Genomic DNA, 19,465 nt, shown 5'->3' on the forward strand with positions numbered 1-19,465 from the left:
GTTAAATATAAAAAGGTTATCCCAATCAATAGGATAACCTCTTTATACTTTACTTTATGGTTTGGATTCGCCACTTCAAAGAAGAAATGAAATCAGAGCATTGAATGTTCCATTTTCAAACAATATATAAATACCTAGCCCAATGAATACAATTGGTACAATCCAACGTTCATATTTCTCAATTGTTTCCGATATAAAATCGAAGGAAGCTAGACGGTAACTGACATAGCACAAAACTCCAACCATAATTAGAAAGACAATAGTGACAATAAAGATTTCAGACATACTTAAGGTCGTGAAGTACGGTATATAAATGGAAAAGTCATCCGCACTGGAAGCCAATACGATGAAAGTCATCGTCAAAAATAACTGATTAAATTTTCCAGAGGAGAATAAGGATAAAATGCTACTTTCATCTTCATCCTCTTCTCCTTTAATCCATATTTTCACGCCTAGGTAAAGTGGTAAAAGTCCAAGTAGTCCGATAACCCATTGCTGAGGAATTAAATTTACAACCCCCTGTGCAACTAAAAGACTTGCTCCTATCACAATTGCAGTCCCTATATATTGTCCTATCCAAATATGTTTTACCTGACCTTTTTTATTTGCGAAAACAAAAGAATTAATATGACGAGATAATCAATTCCTGTTGCTACATATACCGCAGTAGCCGTCAGTATCGTCGCGATCATTTTATCATCTCCAATATTTTAGGGATAGGACTTTTCTTCAAAATGAAAAGTCCTTCCGTAAATTGCACACATATAGTACCTATTTATCCTTCACTCTCATCAGTCGCAAACTATTTAATGCTACCAAAATAGTGGCTCCCATATCGGAAAGAATCGCAATCCAAAGGGTTAGCCAGCCTGGAATAACCAATAGTAAGGCAATTATCTTAATTCCGATGGCAAACGTGATGTTCGCTTTGATGATATTTAGCGTTTTCCTGCTAAGTCTTACTGCAAATGGAAGCTTACTTAAATCATCTCCCATTAATGCAATATCAGCTGTCTCGATGGCAGTATCTGTTCCAGCACCGCCCATTGCAATGCCAACAGTGGATGCAGCAAGTGCAGGAGCATCATTGACGCCATCGCCAATCATAGCTACATTACCATGCTCGGCTTTCATTTTTTTAATATAGTCCAACTTATCCTGTGGCATCAATTCGGACTGAATATCAGAAACGCCTACATGAGCACCGATTGCTTCTGCGGTACCTTGATTATCACCTGTCAGCATAATTGTTTGCTTGATTCCTAACTGATGAAGTTTTTGAATCACATTTTTACTTGTTTCGCGGACCTCATCTGCTACAGCAATCACGCCGAGGATTGTTTGGTCCGTTCCAATAATCATGGCCGTTTTCCCTTGGTTTTGTAAAACTTTCACTTTATTTTCAAACTCAAGGCTAAAATCGGAAACATTTAATTCTTTAAAAAGCCTTGGACTGCCAATGTAATAGGTTGTTCCATCTATATTCCCTTGAATGCCCCGACCTGTAATAGAAGTGAAGTCCTTCACTCTAACATCGGAATAAGTAATATTATCTTGCTCTGCTTTCTTCATTATTGCTGAAGCAAGTGGATGTTGTGATCGATATTCTAAAGCTGTAATAATGGAAAACAGCTCTTTTTCTTCCACTTGATCATTTAACACTTTAAAATCTGTTACCACTGGTACACCTTTTGTCAGTGTTCCTGTTTTATCAAATGCGATTGCCTTAATGGCTCCTAATTCCTCTAGATAGACACCGCCTTTAATCAACACACCTTTTTTAGCTGCATTTCCAATTGCCGAGACAATCGAGATTGGAGTAGAAATAACTAATGCACACGGACATCCAACTACAAGTACCGCTAATCCTTGATAAACCCAAGTATCCCAACTTCCACCAAAGAATAAAGGTGGAACGACTGCAACGAGCGCCGCAATAACCATAATGATCGGCGTATAATATTTCGCAAATTTATCTACGAATGCTTGCGCTGGAGCGTGCTCCCCTTGTGCTTCCTCAACCAGATGAATAATCTTGGAGATAGTTGTATCCTCTACGTATTTGGTGATTTTTACTTCAAGTAGTCCCTCTTCGTTAAGCGTGCCTGCAAATACTTCATCATCTACCGTTTTGGCAACAGGGACAGATTCTCCTGTTATAGCAGCCTGGTTGACAGCCGACACACCATTTATAATGATCCCATCCATGGCAATTTTCTCCCCTGGTTTGACGATCATAATATCACCCACGGCAATATCGTCCACATGGATCATTATTTCCTGACCATTCCGCCTAACAAGTGCTTCTTTTGGGGCAATATCCATCAATGAACGAATGGACTGTCTTGCTCTATCCATAGAAAAACGTTCAAGTGCTTCACTGATTGCAAAGAGAATGACAACAATGGATGCCTCTGCCCATTCACCAATGATGGCAGCTCCAATAACTGCAACGGTCATCAGGGTTTTCATGTCGAAATCAAAGCGTATCAAATTTTGAAAACCAACTTTAAATAGTGAATATCCGCCAATTACAATCGAACTTACAAATAACATGGACGTTACAAGGTTATCTTCTCCATTTACAAAGTGAGAAAGGTAACCAAAAGCAATCAGTAATGTGGCAAACAGTAATGTGCTGTGTTTTTTATAAAACGGTATTTTCTCTTCTTTAGGAGCCTTAGTGTCTTCTTTGACCGATTGTATCGATGGATTCGACAGTTTTTCAGGAATTACCTTAAGATTCTCGAAAGCACCTGCTTTTTCAAGCTCTTCAACCGATGCGTTTCCATATACATCAATTTTAGAAGCGCCAAAGTTCACTTTTGCATCCTGAACTCCAGCTAGTTGTTTTACATTTTTTTCAAACTTCCCAGCACAGTTTGCGCAAGAAAATCCCTCCACACGGTAAACATTTTTATCTTCTGTTACCACTGGTTCGACCCTTCTTCTAGCCTTCTCTGGTGCCACTTTAAGATTCTCGAAAGCACCAGCCTTTTCCAGATCTTCAACGGTTGCACTGCCAAAGACATCAATTTTGGAAGCTCCGAAATTGACTTTAGCATCATGCACCCCTGATAGTTCTTTTACATTTTTTTCAAACTTCCCAGCACAATTCGCACACGAGAAACCCTCCACACGGTAAACCTGTTTATCTTCTGTTAATGTTTTTGTTGAACTATCCAATACTAGCAACCTCCCTTTGATGCAAGAAAGCTTTTTCTACAAGCTGTTTAACATGCTCATCATCTAGTGAATAATAGACTAATTTTCCTTCTTTACGGTATTTTGCTATACCTAAATTTTTCAATAATCTTAAATGATGGGATGCCGTAGCCGTTGAAGATTCAATGATATTAGCTACATCACAAACACATAACTCTCCCTCTAAAGACAAAACATAAGCAATTTTAACTCTTGTATCATCTGATAGAGCCTTAAAAACTTTCGCTACATCCATAGGATTCTGTTTAGCAAGGTCTTTTTTAGCCCTGTTTACCTTATCTTCATGAATATAGGTAACTTCACACATATCTTTTGTCATAATTACCCTCCTTATTCAAATGACTGTTTGTTTGATGATTATAATATATCCCACTATAAACATATAGTCAAATGATTGTTTGAATGATATATAATTAATATTAAAAAGGATTGGTTTCTAATGTTAGAAACCAATCCTTTCGGAGATTTTAACCAAATTTTAAAGTATCTTAAACATAACTGCCCCGTTAGTTTAAGTGCATCCTTTCACAATCTGTCTACAGATTAATAATAAAAACTACTCTTTATTATACAGATCTCCATATAATTTTTGAATTTGGTTCTGTAATTTTTTATTTTCTTTTTCTAATTCCATAACTCTTCTTTTTAAGGTTTTTATAAGGATTTCCTCCGAACGAGAACTTTTCTTGGGTTTTGAGACTACATTTGATGTTATTTGACGCTCACGAAGGGATTCGATTCTTTGCCTAATATCGTGTTCCTTATAAAGCCATGATTTAGAAACATTAGCTTCCTTTGCTATTGAATTAAAATTAATAGCTTTACCTTCAATCGAAAATTTAGAAATCGCTTTGTCTACTTTTTCTCTTGTCTTTTGTGATTTCTGCTTCGCCAAACGTACAATTTCTGTTGTATTTCTAACTTGTTTATTCATTGATAATTACCCCGTTAAACTTCCAATGATTTGTTCTAAACGCTCTTTAACACGGCTATTAGTCTCTATTTGTCTTTGCCATTGTTTATCCTTTGCTATGGTTAATAACTCTTCTGTACGCTCTAACTGTTCTTCGTGCTGTGGTAAGAATTGCTTACTGGTACAGAAGTGAGTGCAATCTAAGCATGCATTCGCATGTGGACAACCACCTGCTATTACTGGCAATCTACAATAACCATTTGGAAGCACTTGTGCATTTATATTTTTCTTGAACCATTGAAGCTCTACATCATCGACTTCACTATCATCATCTAGATTGAGCACATCTCCATTATTGGTAACCAGTTTTTCTTGAAATTTAGTAAATTCATTTTTTAGAGTTTCATCAAAGATATGAGCGTATCTGCTTGTCATTTCTGGGCTTTCATGTCCCAAAAATTTCTGCACAATATGCTGGGGCACCCCGTTGTTAATCATTCTTGTTCCTACTGAATGGCGAAAGGCATGGGCATGGAATCTATAAATCTCGCCTAATTTATCCACTATATTTTGCTCATAAGCTAATTTATTTAATTCGCCTCTAAATGTTTCTTGTTTTAATGGCGATCCATCTTTTCTTGGAAAGAGGTATTCACTATCTGGAAATTCCTCTGAAACTTTATCTTCCCGAACTTTAATAAGTAAAACTACCTCTTTAGATATTGGAACTATATGCTCCTTTTTCATTTTCCATTGATAATACTTTAAAAAGTAATCTCCATCTTTGTCCTCTAATAAACAGCCTTTTTTCAAGGTGCACAATTCACTTATCCTCATTCCACATTCTTGAACAATCATAGTCATCGTAGCTATATATTCGGGTAATTTATCAAGATGACTGTTCAATTGCTCTAGAACGAATTCGTCTATAAAGCGAGGTTTTGCTCTTGGTATTTTCGGATAGTCCTCGGGATAAATTAATAATTTGGAAGGAACATCATCCCATTCTAGCCTATGAAGGGTACTAAATAGTCCTTCCAATATAGAGATCCTCCCAGTTATTGTACTAGGTTTTATCCCCATCATGTTTAGTTCACTTAAATATGCTTCAATTTCCACTCTCGTTAATTGGTGTACTCTCTGAACGTGTTTAAACTTTATGTCCAGAAAATTAAAGAACTCTTTAAGTTTTTGGGCAATATCACTTACATAGGAAAAGCTATCCATGTTCAATCTTAACTTACAATATCTTTTTACAAGCTGTTTAAAATATGTATTCCGAAACCCTTTAAAGTTAATTGTATATTCATATTGTGTTGGGTTAACCTTATCATCTGGCAAAGGTAAGTTTCGTCTATCCCAAACGTCTTTATCCCACTCCTCTCCATCAAAATAAAAATCCTCATAAAACTCAATAAATTGTTTAAGATTAGTAACATAGTAAGAATTAGCTTTTACAGGTGTTTTTTCTTGATTAGCAGTAATCTTATAATTAGTGGTGGTAATTCTAACACCCTGTTTTGTCAAATATGTTCTATACTCCGTCGTTGCTTTATCAATAGGAACTTCAGTAATTGAAGTAGTGCTGGGATACTTTAAATCTAAAAAATCCAACATTTTATTAATTACTGTTCCTTTTCTAATCCAGACAGTTTTTGCATTCCATATTCCATTGTTTAAATGGTAAAAATAAAAATATTTCAATTCTGTTCTTAACCACAGATTTTTAACACGTTCAAAACGAACCCAACGATTTCTTAAAGCAGGATTCTTACTTAATTCTATGGCAGAAGGATGTGGACATTTTCTCATATCCCAACTATTATTAGCCCAAAACCCTTGCATTTCTTCATTCATTACAGCTATTTTTTTGCTGATCTCACTCTGACTGATAATTTTCCTTTTACTAGAAGCATTCATTTCTTATGCTCCTTTCTCTCAAGGTATTTATTAAACTCATTTTTCATATCCTGATCTGAAAGATGAACGTAGGTATTTAACGTTGTCTGAACATGTGCGTGACCTAATCTCTTTTGAACGAACGCAACATCCCATCCTTCCCTAATTAGCTGCGTTGCGTGAGTGTGGCGAAGCATATGCGATGTAAATTCTATTCCAGTCCTTTTAACTATTCTTCTAACTAGATCAAGAACACTTTGGTACTTTAGTGGTTTCCCAAAATAGCCTTCTTTTAAGGAAATAAAAACATAGTCATGCTCCAATTCCTCACTATACTCATATACCAAGTAATCTGTATAAAGTGACATCAGTTCTTTACTCACATGTATTGTTCTTTCCTTCCTTAATTTAATATAAGCTTCATTAACATTAACATCTCTAGGTGTTAAATGGATTTGATTGTCCCAAGTGGCAATATCTTCAAGCCTAAGCGATAACACTTCACCGATTCTTAAACCACCTTCATACATAAGCATTAAAATTAACTTATCTCTTTTCGTATGACAAGCGTCAATAATTTGCTTAACTTCCTCTGCTGTCAATGTTCTTATCTGTTTCTTTTTAACCCTTAACTTTAAGACATTCTTTTGGTATCTACCCTTATTAACATGATGTAAAAATCCTTTGAAGTTTCTTCCCTTTGCTTGTTTAAATACATCAATTGATTTAAATTCTCCTAATCTACTTAAATAATCAAGAAAACTCATAACGGCATTTAAAATTGTATTCACTGTCGTTTCTTCTCTTATGGCTTCTTTTGGCTGAAGATCAATTACATTATTTGCTGTTGGATATCTCAACCAACCTACGAAGTCTGCTAACAACTCAAAGTTAATATCATTAAGAATAACGCCTCTCTGTTCCATGAACTCATACAGCAACTTTAAATGATAGCAGTATGCTTTAATGGTATTTGGAGACTTACCAGTGTTATCTAAGTATTTAATAAATTTCATTACTGGTTCAATTAGCTGGTATTCTTTATCTAGTAATAAATACAATGGATACGGCTTATTCTCCACTTCTATCCTTTGAACCCTCACACGCGCCCCCCTCTTTAAACACTTTAAGTACTACAAATTATAAACCTTGTTAATTTTTATTTAAAGTAAAACCTCCCTTTAACATCTCCTCCTGAACTACTTTAACTACTATTATTTATTATACTATGGTTAAAGGATCTCCACTAGGATGATTATGTGCTATTACAATAGACGCAGCTGAATGTTTAACCGCTTCTCTTAATAAATCACGTGGATGTACAATCGACATATTTAAAGAACCTATGAATATAGATTGCTCATGAATAATTTGATTTTTTGTATTTAATAAGAGTGCAACAAAATGCTCTTGCTTTAAATATCTTAATTTTTCCATAAGATAATCTGCAACATCTTGAGGTTCATTTATTTCTATTTTGTCCAATACAGTATTGCTATGCATTCTCTTTGCTAATTCTATCACTGCCAATATTGTCAAAGCTTTCTTCTCACCAATTCCATTTACACTTAATAACTCTGGTAATGTTAGGTGCCTTAAATCACGTAATTGATTTACAAGTTTTAACACTTGATTTGCACAATCTATACTAGAAAATTGTTTACTACCTGAATTGATTATAATTGCTAATAATTCTCTATTTGTTAATCTATCAGCACCATATGATTTTAATCTCTCTCTTGGCTTGTCTTCTTGTTGTAAGTCTTTGATTTTCAATGACATATTAACCTCCTAAAAAATAAAATAGTAATTGATTATTAAATATACATACACTTATTGATGAAATAGCTATATAAGGTACTAATGGAACTTTTGTTATAATAGATTTTTTAAATAAAATATAACTGATAGCAGAAATACCTGAAATGATAAAAGTAAACATAAATATAAGTAAAAATTGCTTCCAAGTTAAAATGAGACTTAATATACAAAACAATTTCACATCCCCATAACCTATTCCACCTTTAGATAAAAAGTATAAAGTATGGATGATAAAAACGATTTCTAATGAAATTAATATATTTTCTAAATCGGGTTTGAATATCAAAATACCAGTTATAAACATGAGAATTAAAATATGATTAGGAACAATGTAGTATTTCATATCATATATAGCTAAAGGAATTAAAAATATAATTAAAAAATAATACAAATGAGGATTATGTATTTGAGGTGAAATTAGTGGCATAATAAATAAAATACTTAATAATATTTCAACAGTGATTAAATCTTTAGGTATGGACGTATTACAATATCTACATTTACCTTTGAGATAAATATAACTAAAAATTGGAATTAAATCTTTATATTCTAGTTTATGATTGCAATATGTACACTTTGAACGACATGTTAATGTTTTAAAATTGACGATTGTTGTACTTGTTAATTGATACATATAACTTGCTAAAATAGATCCTAAAATAAAGTATAAAAGCATTATTTATATCTCCTTAGTTGATATAAAATAATATATCAATTAAGGCCATAATATTCCTAATTTCATAAATTCAAAATTTTTAACTAACAAAATGAATAAGTTTTAAAACAGACAAAAAAACTTGAAAAAACCGCTATTATTAAGCAATTTCTTTCAAGTTTTTCATATTATTAATTAACGAGTATTAAAGCGACAAATATTCCGACCATACAAACGATTACCCATAGTAATAATAACTTCCATATAAATTTAACCCACTGTGTATACGGGATACCTGCTACAGCTAGTCCACCCATAAGTGAAGCAGAAGTAGGAAAAATACTATTACTAATTGCATCACCATATTGGAAAGCTAGTACAGCCATTTGTCTATTAATATTTAGGATATCAGAAATTGGTACCATTAATGGCATCGTTGTCATGGCTTGTCCTGAACCTGATGGTATAAAGAAATTAAGAAATAATTGAATAATAAACATCGTTCCAACAGTTATACTAGCAGGTAAATCTTGAATTGAATTAGTTAAATAGAAGACTATAGTATCAATTATTTTACCATCTTCCAATACAACTACAATTGCTTTAGCAAATCCTACTATTAACGCTCCAAACAAAATGGATTTCATACCATCGATTAGCGCATCAAATGTTCCATTGAAACCTAAACCACCAATAAATCCTGCCAGCAAACCTGCTACTAAGAAGTTTGCACTCATTTCATTGAATGACCAACCGAACTTGAATATCCCAAAGACATTAAAACAAATTGTACTTACAAGCAAAATTAAACATATAATTTGTCTTTTTGTAAATCGTTCGACTTTTTGGTTATCTTCACTTTCCTCAACTTCCTTTACTTCTATATCATATACTAAACTTTTAGAAGGGTCTTTTTTCACTTTTCTAGCATAGAACATTACGTAAAGTATGCCTACAATCAGAATAGCAATATAAATCGGTGTTCTTATTTCCCATCCTGAAAATAATGGCAATTCTGCGATCTTCTGTGCAACACCGACTGTAAAAGGATTGAGCATACCTCCTAGAAATCCAGCAGCTGCTCCCATTATAATCATAGCGGCTCCAGTCATTGCATCATAACCTGCTGCTCTTGCTATAGCTATTCCAATTGGTACAAATATAATCGTTTCTTCTGCTAAACCTATTGAAAATCCTAATAACGAGAAGATAAGCATCGTTAAAGGTATCATAAACTTACTATTTTTACCTAGCTTATTCATCGCTGCGTTTACACCGTTTGTGATAGTGCCAGTCTTATGTATTACGCCAAACGCGCCACCAACTAAAAAGATATAAAATATAATATCAGCACCACTTATTAAACCTTCAGGAATAGATCTGAAAATATCTAAAAAGCCAGAAGGTTCACTTTTTACAAAATGGAACGTCCCAGAAATTACTTCTTCTCTATCATTAACAGTTTTTCTATCAAACTTTCCAGCCGGTATAATATAAGTCAAAATAACACTTATCACGATAATGAATAACAAAATAGCATAAGTATGTGGATTTTTAAATGTGATATTTCTTTTCTTTTTTAACCCCATTAAATTCTCTCCTTCTTCGTTTGATTTTCTTTTACCCTATTATTCAGAAAATAATGAAAATATAAAAAAAGTATTGGATTAAAAACCCAATACTTTTTATCCATTATACAAGTAATTTACGAACTTCACTGATGAAATATAAACTACCAGTTATTATAAGCAAATCACCTTGATATGATTCAATGAACTCTCGATAATTTTTAACTTTCTCTATATGCGAATGCTCAACACTTTCATAAATTGTATCAATTGGTAATGCTTTTGGAAAATCAAATGTTGTAACGAAAAATCGATTCGCTATGTCTTCAAGACTATTTAACATTTTCCCAATAGGCTTTCCATCAATAGCAGCAAATAACACGTCAATCTTCTTATCTGAGTAATAATGCTGTAATGTTTTTACTAAAGCATCAATACTTTCTTTATTATGAGCACCGTCTAAAAAGATTAAAGGATTATCATTTACCTTTTCAATTCTTCCATACCACGTTACATTTTCAATTGCGTCAATCATCTTATTGAAGTCTAACTGGATTAATCCTCTTTGATACATTTCAATCAACGTTGTAATTGCTAGCGCAGCGTTTTCATGTTGATGATTACCTATCATTTTTAGTTTGATATTTTCTAATTCATAGTTGTCATAACGATACGTGAATTCTTCGCCTTCTGACACAACATATATATCCCTATCTAATTCCAAACCTTTATTATGATGATGTTCTACAACTTCTCTAATAAAATTCAAAGCATCTTTAGGTTTGATTGAATATACAAGAGGCACACTAGGCTTGATTACACCTGCTTTTTCACGTGCAATATCCATGTAAGTCTCGCCTAATATATTAGTATGGTCTAATCCGATGCTTGTTAATACAGTCATAATAGGTTGGAATACATTTGTTGAGTCGTTTAAAGCACCTAATCCCGCTTCTACTACAACAAAGTTAACTGGTCGAATTGTACCAAAATAAACAAACATAATTAATGTAATAACCTCAAATTCAGTTGCAGGACCTAGGTCTGTTTCTGCTTCAAGTCTTTCAGTTATAGGTTTGACTATTTGAACTAATTCAACTAGTTCCTCATTTGTAATTGGTTTACCATTTAAACTTATTCTTTCATTAAAAGTAATGATATAAGGTGAAGTAAAAGTACCGACTTCATATCCATTTGCTATTAGTGCATCACGAATATAACTAACTGTCGAACCTTTACCATTTGTACCAACTACGTGAATACCTTGTATTTTATCTTCTGGATGATCAAGCTTACTTAACATCCATTTCATTCGTTTTACACCTGGTTTTATCCCGAATTTAGTGCGTTCATGTATCCAATGTAAACTATCTAAATAATTCATAAGCCTTCCTAGCCTCTCAATTGTTCAATTCTTGCTAAAACACCGTCATATTTTTCTTGATAAGTTAATTTCTTTTCTTTTTCTTCGTTGATGATTTTTTCAGGTGCTTTTGCAACGAATTTCTCATTGCTTAATTTTTTGTTCACACGATCAAGTTCTTTTTGCCATTTGTCTAATTCTTGTTGCAATCTTTCAATTTCTTTATCCATATCAATTAAACCTTCAAGCGGTAATATTACTGTAGCACCATACACTACTTCAGTCATCGCTTTTTCAGGAACTTCAATTTTAGTATCAATTATTAACTCACTAGGATTACAGAAACGTTCTAAATAATCCTTATTGTTTATTAATTGTTCTTGTACTTTTTCATCTTTAGCTTCAATATGAATTGGCACTTCTTTAGACATAGGCGTATTAACTTCTCTACGTGCTTGACGAACTGATTTTATAATTTCAACTAATAATTGCATTGAAATTTTACTATTTTCATTAGACAATTCTGGTCTTACTTCTGGCCATGAAGCTTGGATAATCGTTTCGCCCTCATGTGGTAGAGCTTGCCAAATATGTTCAGTAACGAAAGGCATAAATGGATGTAACATACGCATAGTTTGATCAAGTGTATATGATAAAACAGAACGCGTCATTTGTTTTTTAGACTCGTCGTCACTATTCATAGGAATTTTACTCATTTCAATATACCAATCACAGAATTCATCCCAAATAAAGTTATATAATACGCGTCCAACTTCGCCAAACTCATACTTATCACTTAACTCTGTAACATGAGCGATTGTTTCATTTAAACGTGTTAATATCCATTCATCAGCAACTGATTTTTCTCCTGATAAATCAATATCCTCAACTTTAAATGATTCACCTATATTCATTAAGCTAAAGCGGGAAGCGTTCCAAATTTTATTAATAAAGTTCCATACTGATTCAACTTTTTCAGTTGAATAACGTAAATCATGTCCTGGTGAAGAACCTGTAGCTAAGAAGTATCTCAAACTATCTGCACCGTACTCATCAATCACATCCATTGGGTCTACACCATTTCCTAGTGATTTACTCATCTTACGTCCATCTTCAGCTCTAACTAATCCGTGAAGTAAAACATCATTAAATGGTCTTTGATCAGTAAATTCTAAACCTTGGAAAATCATACGACTAACCCAGAAGAAAATAATATCATAACCAGTAACTAATGTATTAGTTGGATAGTAACGTTTGAAGTCTTCATCTTCTACATTTGGCCAACCTAAAGTTGAGAATGGCCATAAAGCAGAACTAAACCAAGTATCTAATACATCTTCGTCTTGAGTCCAATTTTCGATATCTGAAGGCGCTTCTTCGCCTACATATATTTCACCTGTTTCATTATGATACCACGCAGGAATTTGATGACCCCACCATAATTGACGTGAAATAGTCCAATCACGAATATTTTCCATCCATCTGTTAAATGTGCCTTCAAAACGGTCTGGTACAAAATTAATTCGTCCATCAGTCTCTTGATTATCTAAAGCTCGTTTAGCTAATGGTTCCATTTTTACAAACCATTGAGTTGATAAATATGGTTCTACAACTGCACCACTTCGCTCTGAATGACCAACAGAATGCTCATGCTCTTCAACTTTAATCAATTCACCAGAAGCTTTTAAATCTTCTACTAATTGCTTACGACATTCAAAACGATCTAAACCATTATATTTACCTGCTAATTCATTCATCGTGCCATCTTCGTTCATTACATTGATTTTTTCTAATTGATGACGTTCACCAATTTCAAAGTCATTTGGATCATGAGCAGGTGTAACTTTCATTGCACCACTACCAAATTCCATATCAACATAGTCATCAGCTATAATTGGTAGTTCTCTACCAATTATCGGTAAAATAACAGATTTCCCTATAGAATCTTTGTATCTATCGTCATTTGGGTTGACAACGATTGCAGTGTCACCAAGCATCGTTTCAGGACGTGTAGTTGCAATTTCAATAGAACCTTCTCCATCTTTAAATGGATAATTTATATGATAAAAATGACCAGTGATATCTTCGTGAATTACTTCGATATCTGAGATAGCTGTTTTTGTTTGTGGATCCCAGTTAATGATTCTTTCACCACGATATATAAGATCTTTTTTATACATCTCAACAAATACTTTCTTTACAGCTTGAGATAAACCTTCATCTAAAGTAAATCTTTCGCGACTATAGTCTAATCCAAGACCTAACTTTGCCCATTGAGCACGAATAAAATCTGCATACTCTTCTTTCCAAGACCAAGAATGCTCTAAAAATTTCTCTCTGCCTAAATCATGTCTCGTTAAACCTTGCTCATTTAATTTAGCTTCAACTTTAGCTTGAGTAGCAATACCAGCGTGATCCATACCAGGAAGATAAAGTGTATCGTAGCCTTGCATTCTTTTCATTCTTGTTAAAATATCTTGTAATGTTGTATCCCATGCATGGCCTAAATGTAGTTTCCCAGTAACATTTGGCGGCGGAATTACAATTGTATAAGTTTCTCTATCTTTATTCTCACTTGGTTTAAAATAATCATTTTCTAACCATTGTTCATAACGACCTTCTTCAACCTTTTTAGGGTTGTACTTAGGTTCCATTTCCATATAAATCACTCCTCATTAAAATAAAAAACCCGTCCTATAAACTAGGACGGGCTCAACCGTGGTACCACCTAAATTCAATATAAAATAAATTATATTGCACTCTTACGATTATCGCTCGCTCACGCGTTAACCTACTTAGTTTCAGATAACGTTCCAAACAAGGCTACCTTCAATCACCATTAATATGCATTTTCACCAACCATGCACTCTCTATCATTAATCAATGATTTACTCTTCCTCTTTAAATATTCGATTACTTTAATAATATAAGTACCGACTATATAAGTCAATATTGATTTATATTAATTCTTATAATTTTTAGATTGTTTTGTTAAAAATACTTTTATTAATGGCGCAACGATTAGCAAAATGAAAAATATTCTAAATATATGGTAACTGGATATCATTGCAACATCACCACCTGTTTCTAAAGCTACAACAATTATTTGTGCCATACCTCCAGGTGCAGCGCTTAAGAATAAATCATTTATATTTTCATTAATAAATAGTTGGAATAAAAAGACGAGTAAAAAAGCACCAATAATAAGCATAATATTTTGAAATGCAATCGCAAAAATTGTTTTTTTCGTAATATTATCTATTAAATCAGCGATTTGAACCCCTATTCTAATACCAAATAGTATTTGAGCTATGATAATATATTGATAATCTAAAGTGAAAAATTGGCCAGTTAATAAGTTCCAAGTTAACATGACTAAAATAGGAGATAATAAATAAGGAACTGGAAATCGGAATTTATAAAAAATGAGAAATGTTACCGCGATGCCAATTAAAATAATAAATAACTCTGGTATACTCAATACGTTAAATATAGAAGGTTCTTGTGCTACGTGATCACTTTGTTCACCATTACTACCATATATAGATGAAATAATAGGTACTAAAATAACTACGAACATAATTCTTGATGTTTGAGTTAAAGTAACTACTAATAAGTCGGCTTTTTTATTTTCTTCTGCCATAACAACCATTTGACTTAGCGCCCCAGGAATTGCACTTAACAAAGCAGTTTCAAATGTGACATTAGCAATTTTCTTAAAAACAATAGAAATTAATAATGCAATTAACAAAATGAATACTGACATTAGTACAATTTGTAACCATTCACCTTTAATATCATTTAATACAACAGGTGTAAAGGTTGATCCCATTTGTACACCTAATATTAAAAGACCTAAATTACCTAACCATGTTGGCCAAATAATTTTTCTTTTCATGAATTTGATTACAATTAAACTCGCAAATATTGGGCCAAACATCCATGGTAAAATCATATGGATTTTATCAAGGAAAAAACCTAGTACGATAGCAAGTACACTTACTAATAAAATATTCCATTTATTACTATTCATGAAATAACACCTCGAATAGATTATATCATTTTTACAATTAAAGACCCCGAAAAACGGATTATAATCCAATTTTCCGGGGATATATTAAACTTATTTTACAATTCTTGATAGAGCATTATCAAAGGCTTGGATTGTTTTTTCAATATCTTCTTTCGTATGTGAAGTAGATAAGAATGTACCTTCAAATTGTGAAGGTGGTAAAAATACACCTTCTTTAGCCATTTCTCTATACATATTACTAAATAATTCTAGATCAGATTTATTAGCTTCGTCAAAATTCGTAACTGGGCCTTCGTTTAAGAAGTAACCAATCATTGATCCAGCACGATTAACAGTTATTGGTACATTGTATTTACTGAATACATTTTTCAAACCTTCTTCTAATAAATCTCCCAATTCATTAAAGTATTCATAACTTTCTTCAGTCAATTGAGTTAATGTAGCATAACCACTCGTCATAGCAAGTGGATTACCAGATAATGTGCCCGCTTGATATACTGTACCTACTGGTGCTATTTGTTCCATAATGTCTCTTCTACCACCAAAGGCACCAACTGGTAAACCGCCACCAATCACTTTTCCAAGACAAGTTAAATCTGGTGTTACACCGAAATAGCCTTGTGCACAATTATAACCAACTCTAAATCCAGTCATTACTTCATCAAAAATTAATAAAGTATCATTTGATGTAGTTATTTCACGAAGTCCTTCTAAAAATCCGTCAACAGGTGGTACAACACCCATATTACCTGCAACTGGTTCTACTATTACAGCTGCAATATCATCACCATAATGTTCGAAAGCTACCTTAACTGATTCAATATCGTTATAAGGTACTGTAATTGTATTTTTAGCTGTACCTTCTGGAACACCTGGAGAATCTGGTAGACCTAGAGTGGCAACACCAGAACCTGCTTTAATAAGCAATGAATCACTGTGTCCATGGTAACAACCTTCAAATTTCAATATTTTATTTTTTCCTGTAAAACCTCTAGCTAAACGCAATGCTGCTAGCGTAGCTTCAGTACCTGAAGAAACCATTCTCACCATTTCTATAGATGGTACACGATCAATAACTAATTGAGCCATTTTATTTTCAAGAATCGTTGACGCACCAAAAGAAGTCCCTTTGTCCACCGCTTCATGTAATGAATTTCTCACTTTATCATCAGCATGACCAAGGATTAATGGTCCCCAACTTAATACATAATCTATATACTCATTACCATCAATATCATAAATCTTTGAACCTTTACCATATTCCATGAATATTGGATCAGTGTCTACTGATTTAAATGCACGAACTGGACTGTTAACACCACCAGGCATTAAATTTACGGCTTCGTTGTAAGCTTGTATTGATTTTTCATAACTCATATTAGTATTCTCCTTCATCTAGATATTTACAAATGTCTTTTGCAAAGTAAGTAATAATCATATCTGCACCTGCACGTTTCATAGAAATCATTTGTTCCATAACAATTTTTTCTTCATCTATCCAACCATTTAACGCTGCTGCTTTAGTCATGCTATATTCTCCGCTTACATTATAAGCAACTACAGGTACATCAGTATTATTACGTACATCACGAATAATATCTAAATAACTTAAAGCCGGTTTAACAATCATCATGTCACAACCTTCTTTTAAGTCACTTTCTAATTCTCTAAAAGCCTCTAATCTATTACTTGGATCCATTTGATAAGTCTTACGATCTCCGAATGAAGGCGCACCATCTGCTGCTTCTCTAAATGGACCATAGAAACTTGATGCATATTTTATACCGTAACTCATAATAGGTATGTTTTTGAATCCTGCTTCATCTAAACCTTGTCTAATCTCCGTTACAAAGCCATCCATCATATTACTTGGTGCAATAATGTCTGCTCCTGCTTTTGCTTGTGATACAGCTGTCTTAACGAGTAATTTTAATGATTCATCGTTATCTACATCATGAGTCGTTTCATCTATAACACCACAGTGACCGTGGTCAGTATATTCACATAAACACGTATCTGCTACAACTAATAAATCAGGGAATTTACTTTTTGCTAAACGAGTGGCTTTCTGTATGATGCCGTCATCTACAAAAGCACCAGTACCACATGCGTCTTTTTCATTTGGAATACCGAAGAACATAACACCTCTTACACCTAGGTCATAAGCTTCTTTAAGTTCTTCTTCTAATAAGTTTAAGCTTAATTGATATATACCTGGCATAGACGTTATTTCATTTTTAATGTTATCTTCTTCTATTACAAAAATAGGATAAATTAAATCTGCTTTATGAACATAAGTTTCTTTTACAAGATTTCTCATTGATTGTGAAGATCTTAATCTTCTATGTCTATCAAATTTCATTACTCTACCTCTTCCAATATTTTATTTAACATATCATTCAGTGTTGCACGTGGAGCAACTCTACATTCTTGATGGTATGTTTTTAATTTTTCTTCTGTTATTTCACCAATCGCATACACTTCAATATTATCAATCTTATTATACTTTTCAAAATAACTCGACACAGCAGATGAACTAGAAAATGTCACATGCGTTACTTCGTTATTTTCAATAAGTTCATGAACTTTATCTACATTTTCATAATTCGTTTTTGGTTCGTAAATATGAAGTCGTTGAACTTCATTGTCCCATTCTCTCAAATGGTCTGTTAATTTATTTCTTGCTAGTCTACTACAAGGGATTAATATTGATTGTTTATGCAATCGATTCTCTAAAGAATCCGATAAACCTTCTTGTGTAAATGTACTTGGCATAACTTCAATCGGTATTGAATAATCTTCAGCGAGTGCTTTAGTTTTTGTACCAATTGCTGCTATATGCTTTACATTTATTAAATTTAAATATGGCTGAAATAATTTAATGGCGTTTACAGACGTAAAAATAAGCCAATCATAGTATGGTTTTATACAAGATTCGTCAACTTCGATTGGAACAATATCTATAAAAGGATAATGTTTCAGTTCTATATCTTCGCGTTGAACAGTTCTTGTACTTGTAACCACTACAATTGGCTTCATTTTAACGACTCCTTATTACGCTTCTTCTTCATTTAGCTTTCTAATAATCTCATAAACACCTTGGGCTTTTAACTCGTCAGATACTTCTTTACCTATTTCTACTGGATCAGTTCCAACTTTAGTAGATTCATATCTTTCTTTACCATCTGGTGACATTATTAAACCTGTGAATGTAATTTCGTTGCCTTCTTTAGTTGCATAACCAGCAATAGGCACTTTACAACTACCATCCATTTCACTTAAGAAAGTTCTTTCACTTGTAACACATGTTTTAACTTCTTCATCATGAACAGCATTTAATATATCTAGTAATTCTTTATCATCACTTCTACATTCAATGCCGAGCGCGCCTTGACCGATTGCTGGCATCATCGTATCTTCACGTAAGTACTCTGTAACTATATCGTCACCCCAGCCCATACGTTTTAATCCAGCTGCTGCTAATATAATTGCATCAAAATCTTCAGTACGTAACTTTTCTAAACGTGTATCAATATTACCTCTTATCCATTTAATTTCTAGATGTGGGTATTTCGCTAAAATTTGAGCGCCTCTTCGTAATGAGCTTGTCCCAACAATACTGCCTGGTTTTAAATCAGATAGTTTGACGTGATTGTTAGCTACATATGCATCAAAAGGTATTTCACGTGGTGGTATGCAACCTAATGTAAGACCATCAGGTAACACACTTGGCACATCTTTCAATGAATGAATAGCAAAATCAATTTCACGGTCGAATAAAGCTTGTTGAATTTCTTTAACGAACAAACCTTTTCCACCTACTTTAGATAATTGAACATCAATTATTTTATCGCCTTTAGTGACAATTTCTTTAATTTCAATATCTAAATCTGGAAATTTTTCTTTCAATTTATCAATAAATTGCCGACTTTGTGTCATCGCTAATTTACTTCTTCTTGAGCCAACAATAATTTTACGCATATTTTCC

General features: G+C 33.2%; 15 protein-coding genes, 1 pseudogene and 1 other annotated feature. All 16 genes and pseudogenes read right to left on the reverse strand.

Annotated features, from left to right (window positions below; translation table 11 throughout):
• Positions 1-75: 75 nt before the first annotated feature.
• Positions 76-692 (reverse strand): annotated as a pseudogene (locus tag CD135_RS04140) (CadD family cadmium resistance transporter).
• Between the two features lie 79 nt (positions 693-771).
• Positions 772-3,186 carry a cadmium-translocating P-type ATPase CadA gene (locus CD135_RS04145; protein WP_103268875.1) on the reverse strand — a complete coding sequence of 805 codons (2,415 nt, stop codon included), beginning with the start codon at positions 3,184-3,186 and terminating at the stop codon, positions 772-774.
• Entirely contained in the window at positions 3,179-3,544 is a 366-nt protein-coding gene (locus CD135_RS04150; RefSeq protein WP_000159127.1) for an ArsR/SmtB family transcription factor, read from the reverse strand. Before CD135_RS04150 ends, CD135_RS04145 begins: the two co-directional genes overlap by 8 nt.
• A gap of 237 nt (positions 3,545-3,781) precedes the next feature.
• On the reverse strand, positions 3,782-4,159 hold the full coding sequence (locus CD135_RS04155) for a DUF6262 family protein (protein ID WP_001041908.1): 378 nt from the start codon (positions 4,157-4,159) through the stop codon (positions 3,782-3,784).
• Between the two features lie 6 nt (positions 4,160-4,165).
• Entirely contained in the window at positions 4,166-6,058 is a 1,893-nt protein-coding gene (locus CD135_RS04160; RefSeq protein ID WP_103268876.1) for a site-specific integrase, read from the reverse strand.
• Complete coding sequence (locus CD135_RS04165; protein ID WP_103268877.1) at positions 6,055-7,140, reverse strand: tyrosine-type recombinase/integrase; 1,086 nt, start codon at positions 7,138-7,140, stop codon at positions 6,055-6,057. Before CD135_RS04165 ends, CD135_RS04160 begins: the two co-directional genes overlap by 4 nt.
• A gap of 118 nt (positions 7,141-7,258) precedes the next feature.
• A complete protein-coding gene (radC, locus tag CD135_RS04170; protein ID WP_103268878.1) occupies positions 7,259-7,819 on the reverse strand; it encodes a RadC family protein in 561 nt (186 codons plus the stop codon).
• A gap of 1 nt (position 7,820) precedes the next feature.
• Positions 7,821-8,534 (reverse strand): prepilin peptidase, encoded by a 714-nt coding sequence (locus CD135_RS04175; protein ID WP_064211072.1) that lies wholly within the window; start codon positions 8,532-8,534, stop codon positions 7,821-7,823.
• A gap of 170 nt (positions 8,535-8,704) precedes the next feature.
• A complete protein-coding gene (locus tag CD135_RS04180; protein ID WP_064211073.1) occupies positions 8,705-10,102 on the reverse strand; it encodes a YfcC family protein in 1,398 nt (465 codons plus the stop codon).
• Between the two features lie 103 nt (positions 10,103-10,205).
• Positions 10,206-11,465, reverse strand: a complete 1,260-nt coding sequence (locus tag CD135_RS04185; protein ID WP_064204333.1) for a bifunctional folylpolyglutamate synthase/dihydrofolate synthase — start codon at positions 11,463-11,465, stop codon at positions 10,206-10,208.
• A gap of 8 nt (positions 11,466-11,473) precedes the next feature.
• Positions 11,474-14,104 carry a valine--tRNA ligase gene (locus tag CD135_RS04190; protein ID WP_103268879.1) on the reverse strand — a complete coding sequence of 877 codons (2,631 nt, stop codon included), beginning with the start codon at positions 14,102-14,104 and terminating at the stop codon, positions 11,474-11,476.
• A 39-nt stretch (positions 14,105-14,143) separates the two neighbouring features.
• Positions 14,144-14,358, reverse strand: a binding site (T-box leader).
• 48 nt (positions 14,359-14,406) lie between these two features.
• Positions 14,407-15,477: an AbrB family transcriptional regulator gene (locus CD135_RS04195; RefSeq protein WP_103268880.1), complete on the reverse strand. Its 1,071-nt coding sequence runs from the start codon at positions 15,475-15,477 to the stop codon at positions 14,407-14,409.
• A gap of 90 nt (positions 15,478-15,567) precedes the next feature.
• Positions 15,568-16,854 carry a glutamate-1-semialdehyde 2,1-aminomutase gene (gene hemL / locus CD135_RS04200; protein ID WP_064204336.1) on the reverse strand — a complete coding sequence of 429 codons (1,287 nt, stop codon included), beginning with the start codon at positions 16,852-16,854 and terminating at the stop codon, positions 15,568-15,570.
• 1 nt (position 16,855) lies between these two features.
• Positions 16,856-17,839 (reverse strand): porphobilinogen synthase, encoded by a 984-nt coding sequence (hemB, locus tag CD135_RS04205; RefSeq protein WP_064211076.1) that lies wholly within the window; start codon positions 17,837-17,839, stop codon positions 16,856-16,858.
• A complete protein-coding gene (locus tag CD135_RS04210; protein WP_103268881.1) occupies positions 17,839-18,516 on the reverse strand; it encodes a uroporphyrinogen-III synthase in 678 nt (225 codons plus the stop codon). Before CD135_RS04210 ends, hemB begins: the two co-directional genes overlap by 1 nt.
• Before the next feature lie 15 nt (positions 18,517-18,531).
• Complete coding sequence (gene hemC / locus CD135_RS04215) at positions 18,532-19,458, reverse strand: hydroxymethylbilane synthase (RefSeq protein WP_103268882.1); 927 nt, start codon at positions 19,456-19,458, stop codon at positions 18,532-18,534.
• Positions 19,459-19,465 lie beyond the last annotated feature (7 nt).

This window comes from Mammaliicoccus lentus (genome assembly GCF_002902755.1).
Classification (GTDB): domain Bacteria; phylum Bacillota; class Bacilli; order Staphylococcales; family Staphylococcaceae; genus Mammaliicoccus; species Mammaliicoccus lentus.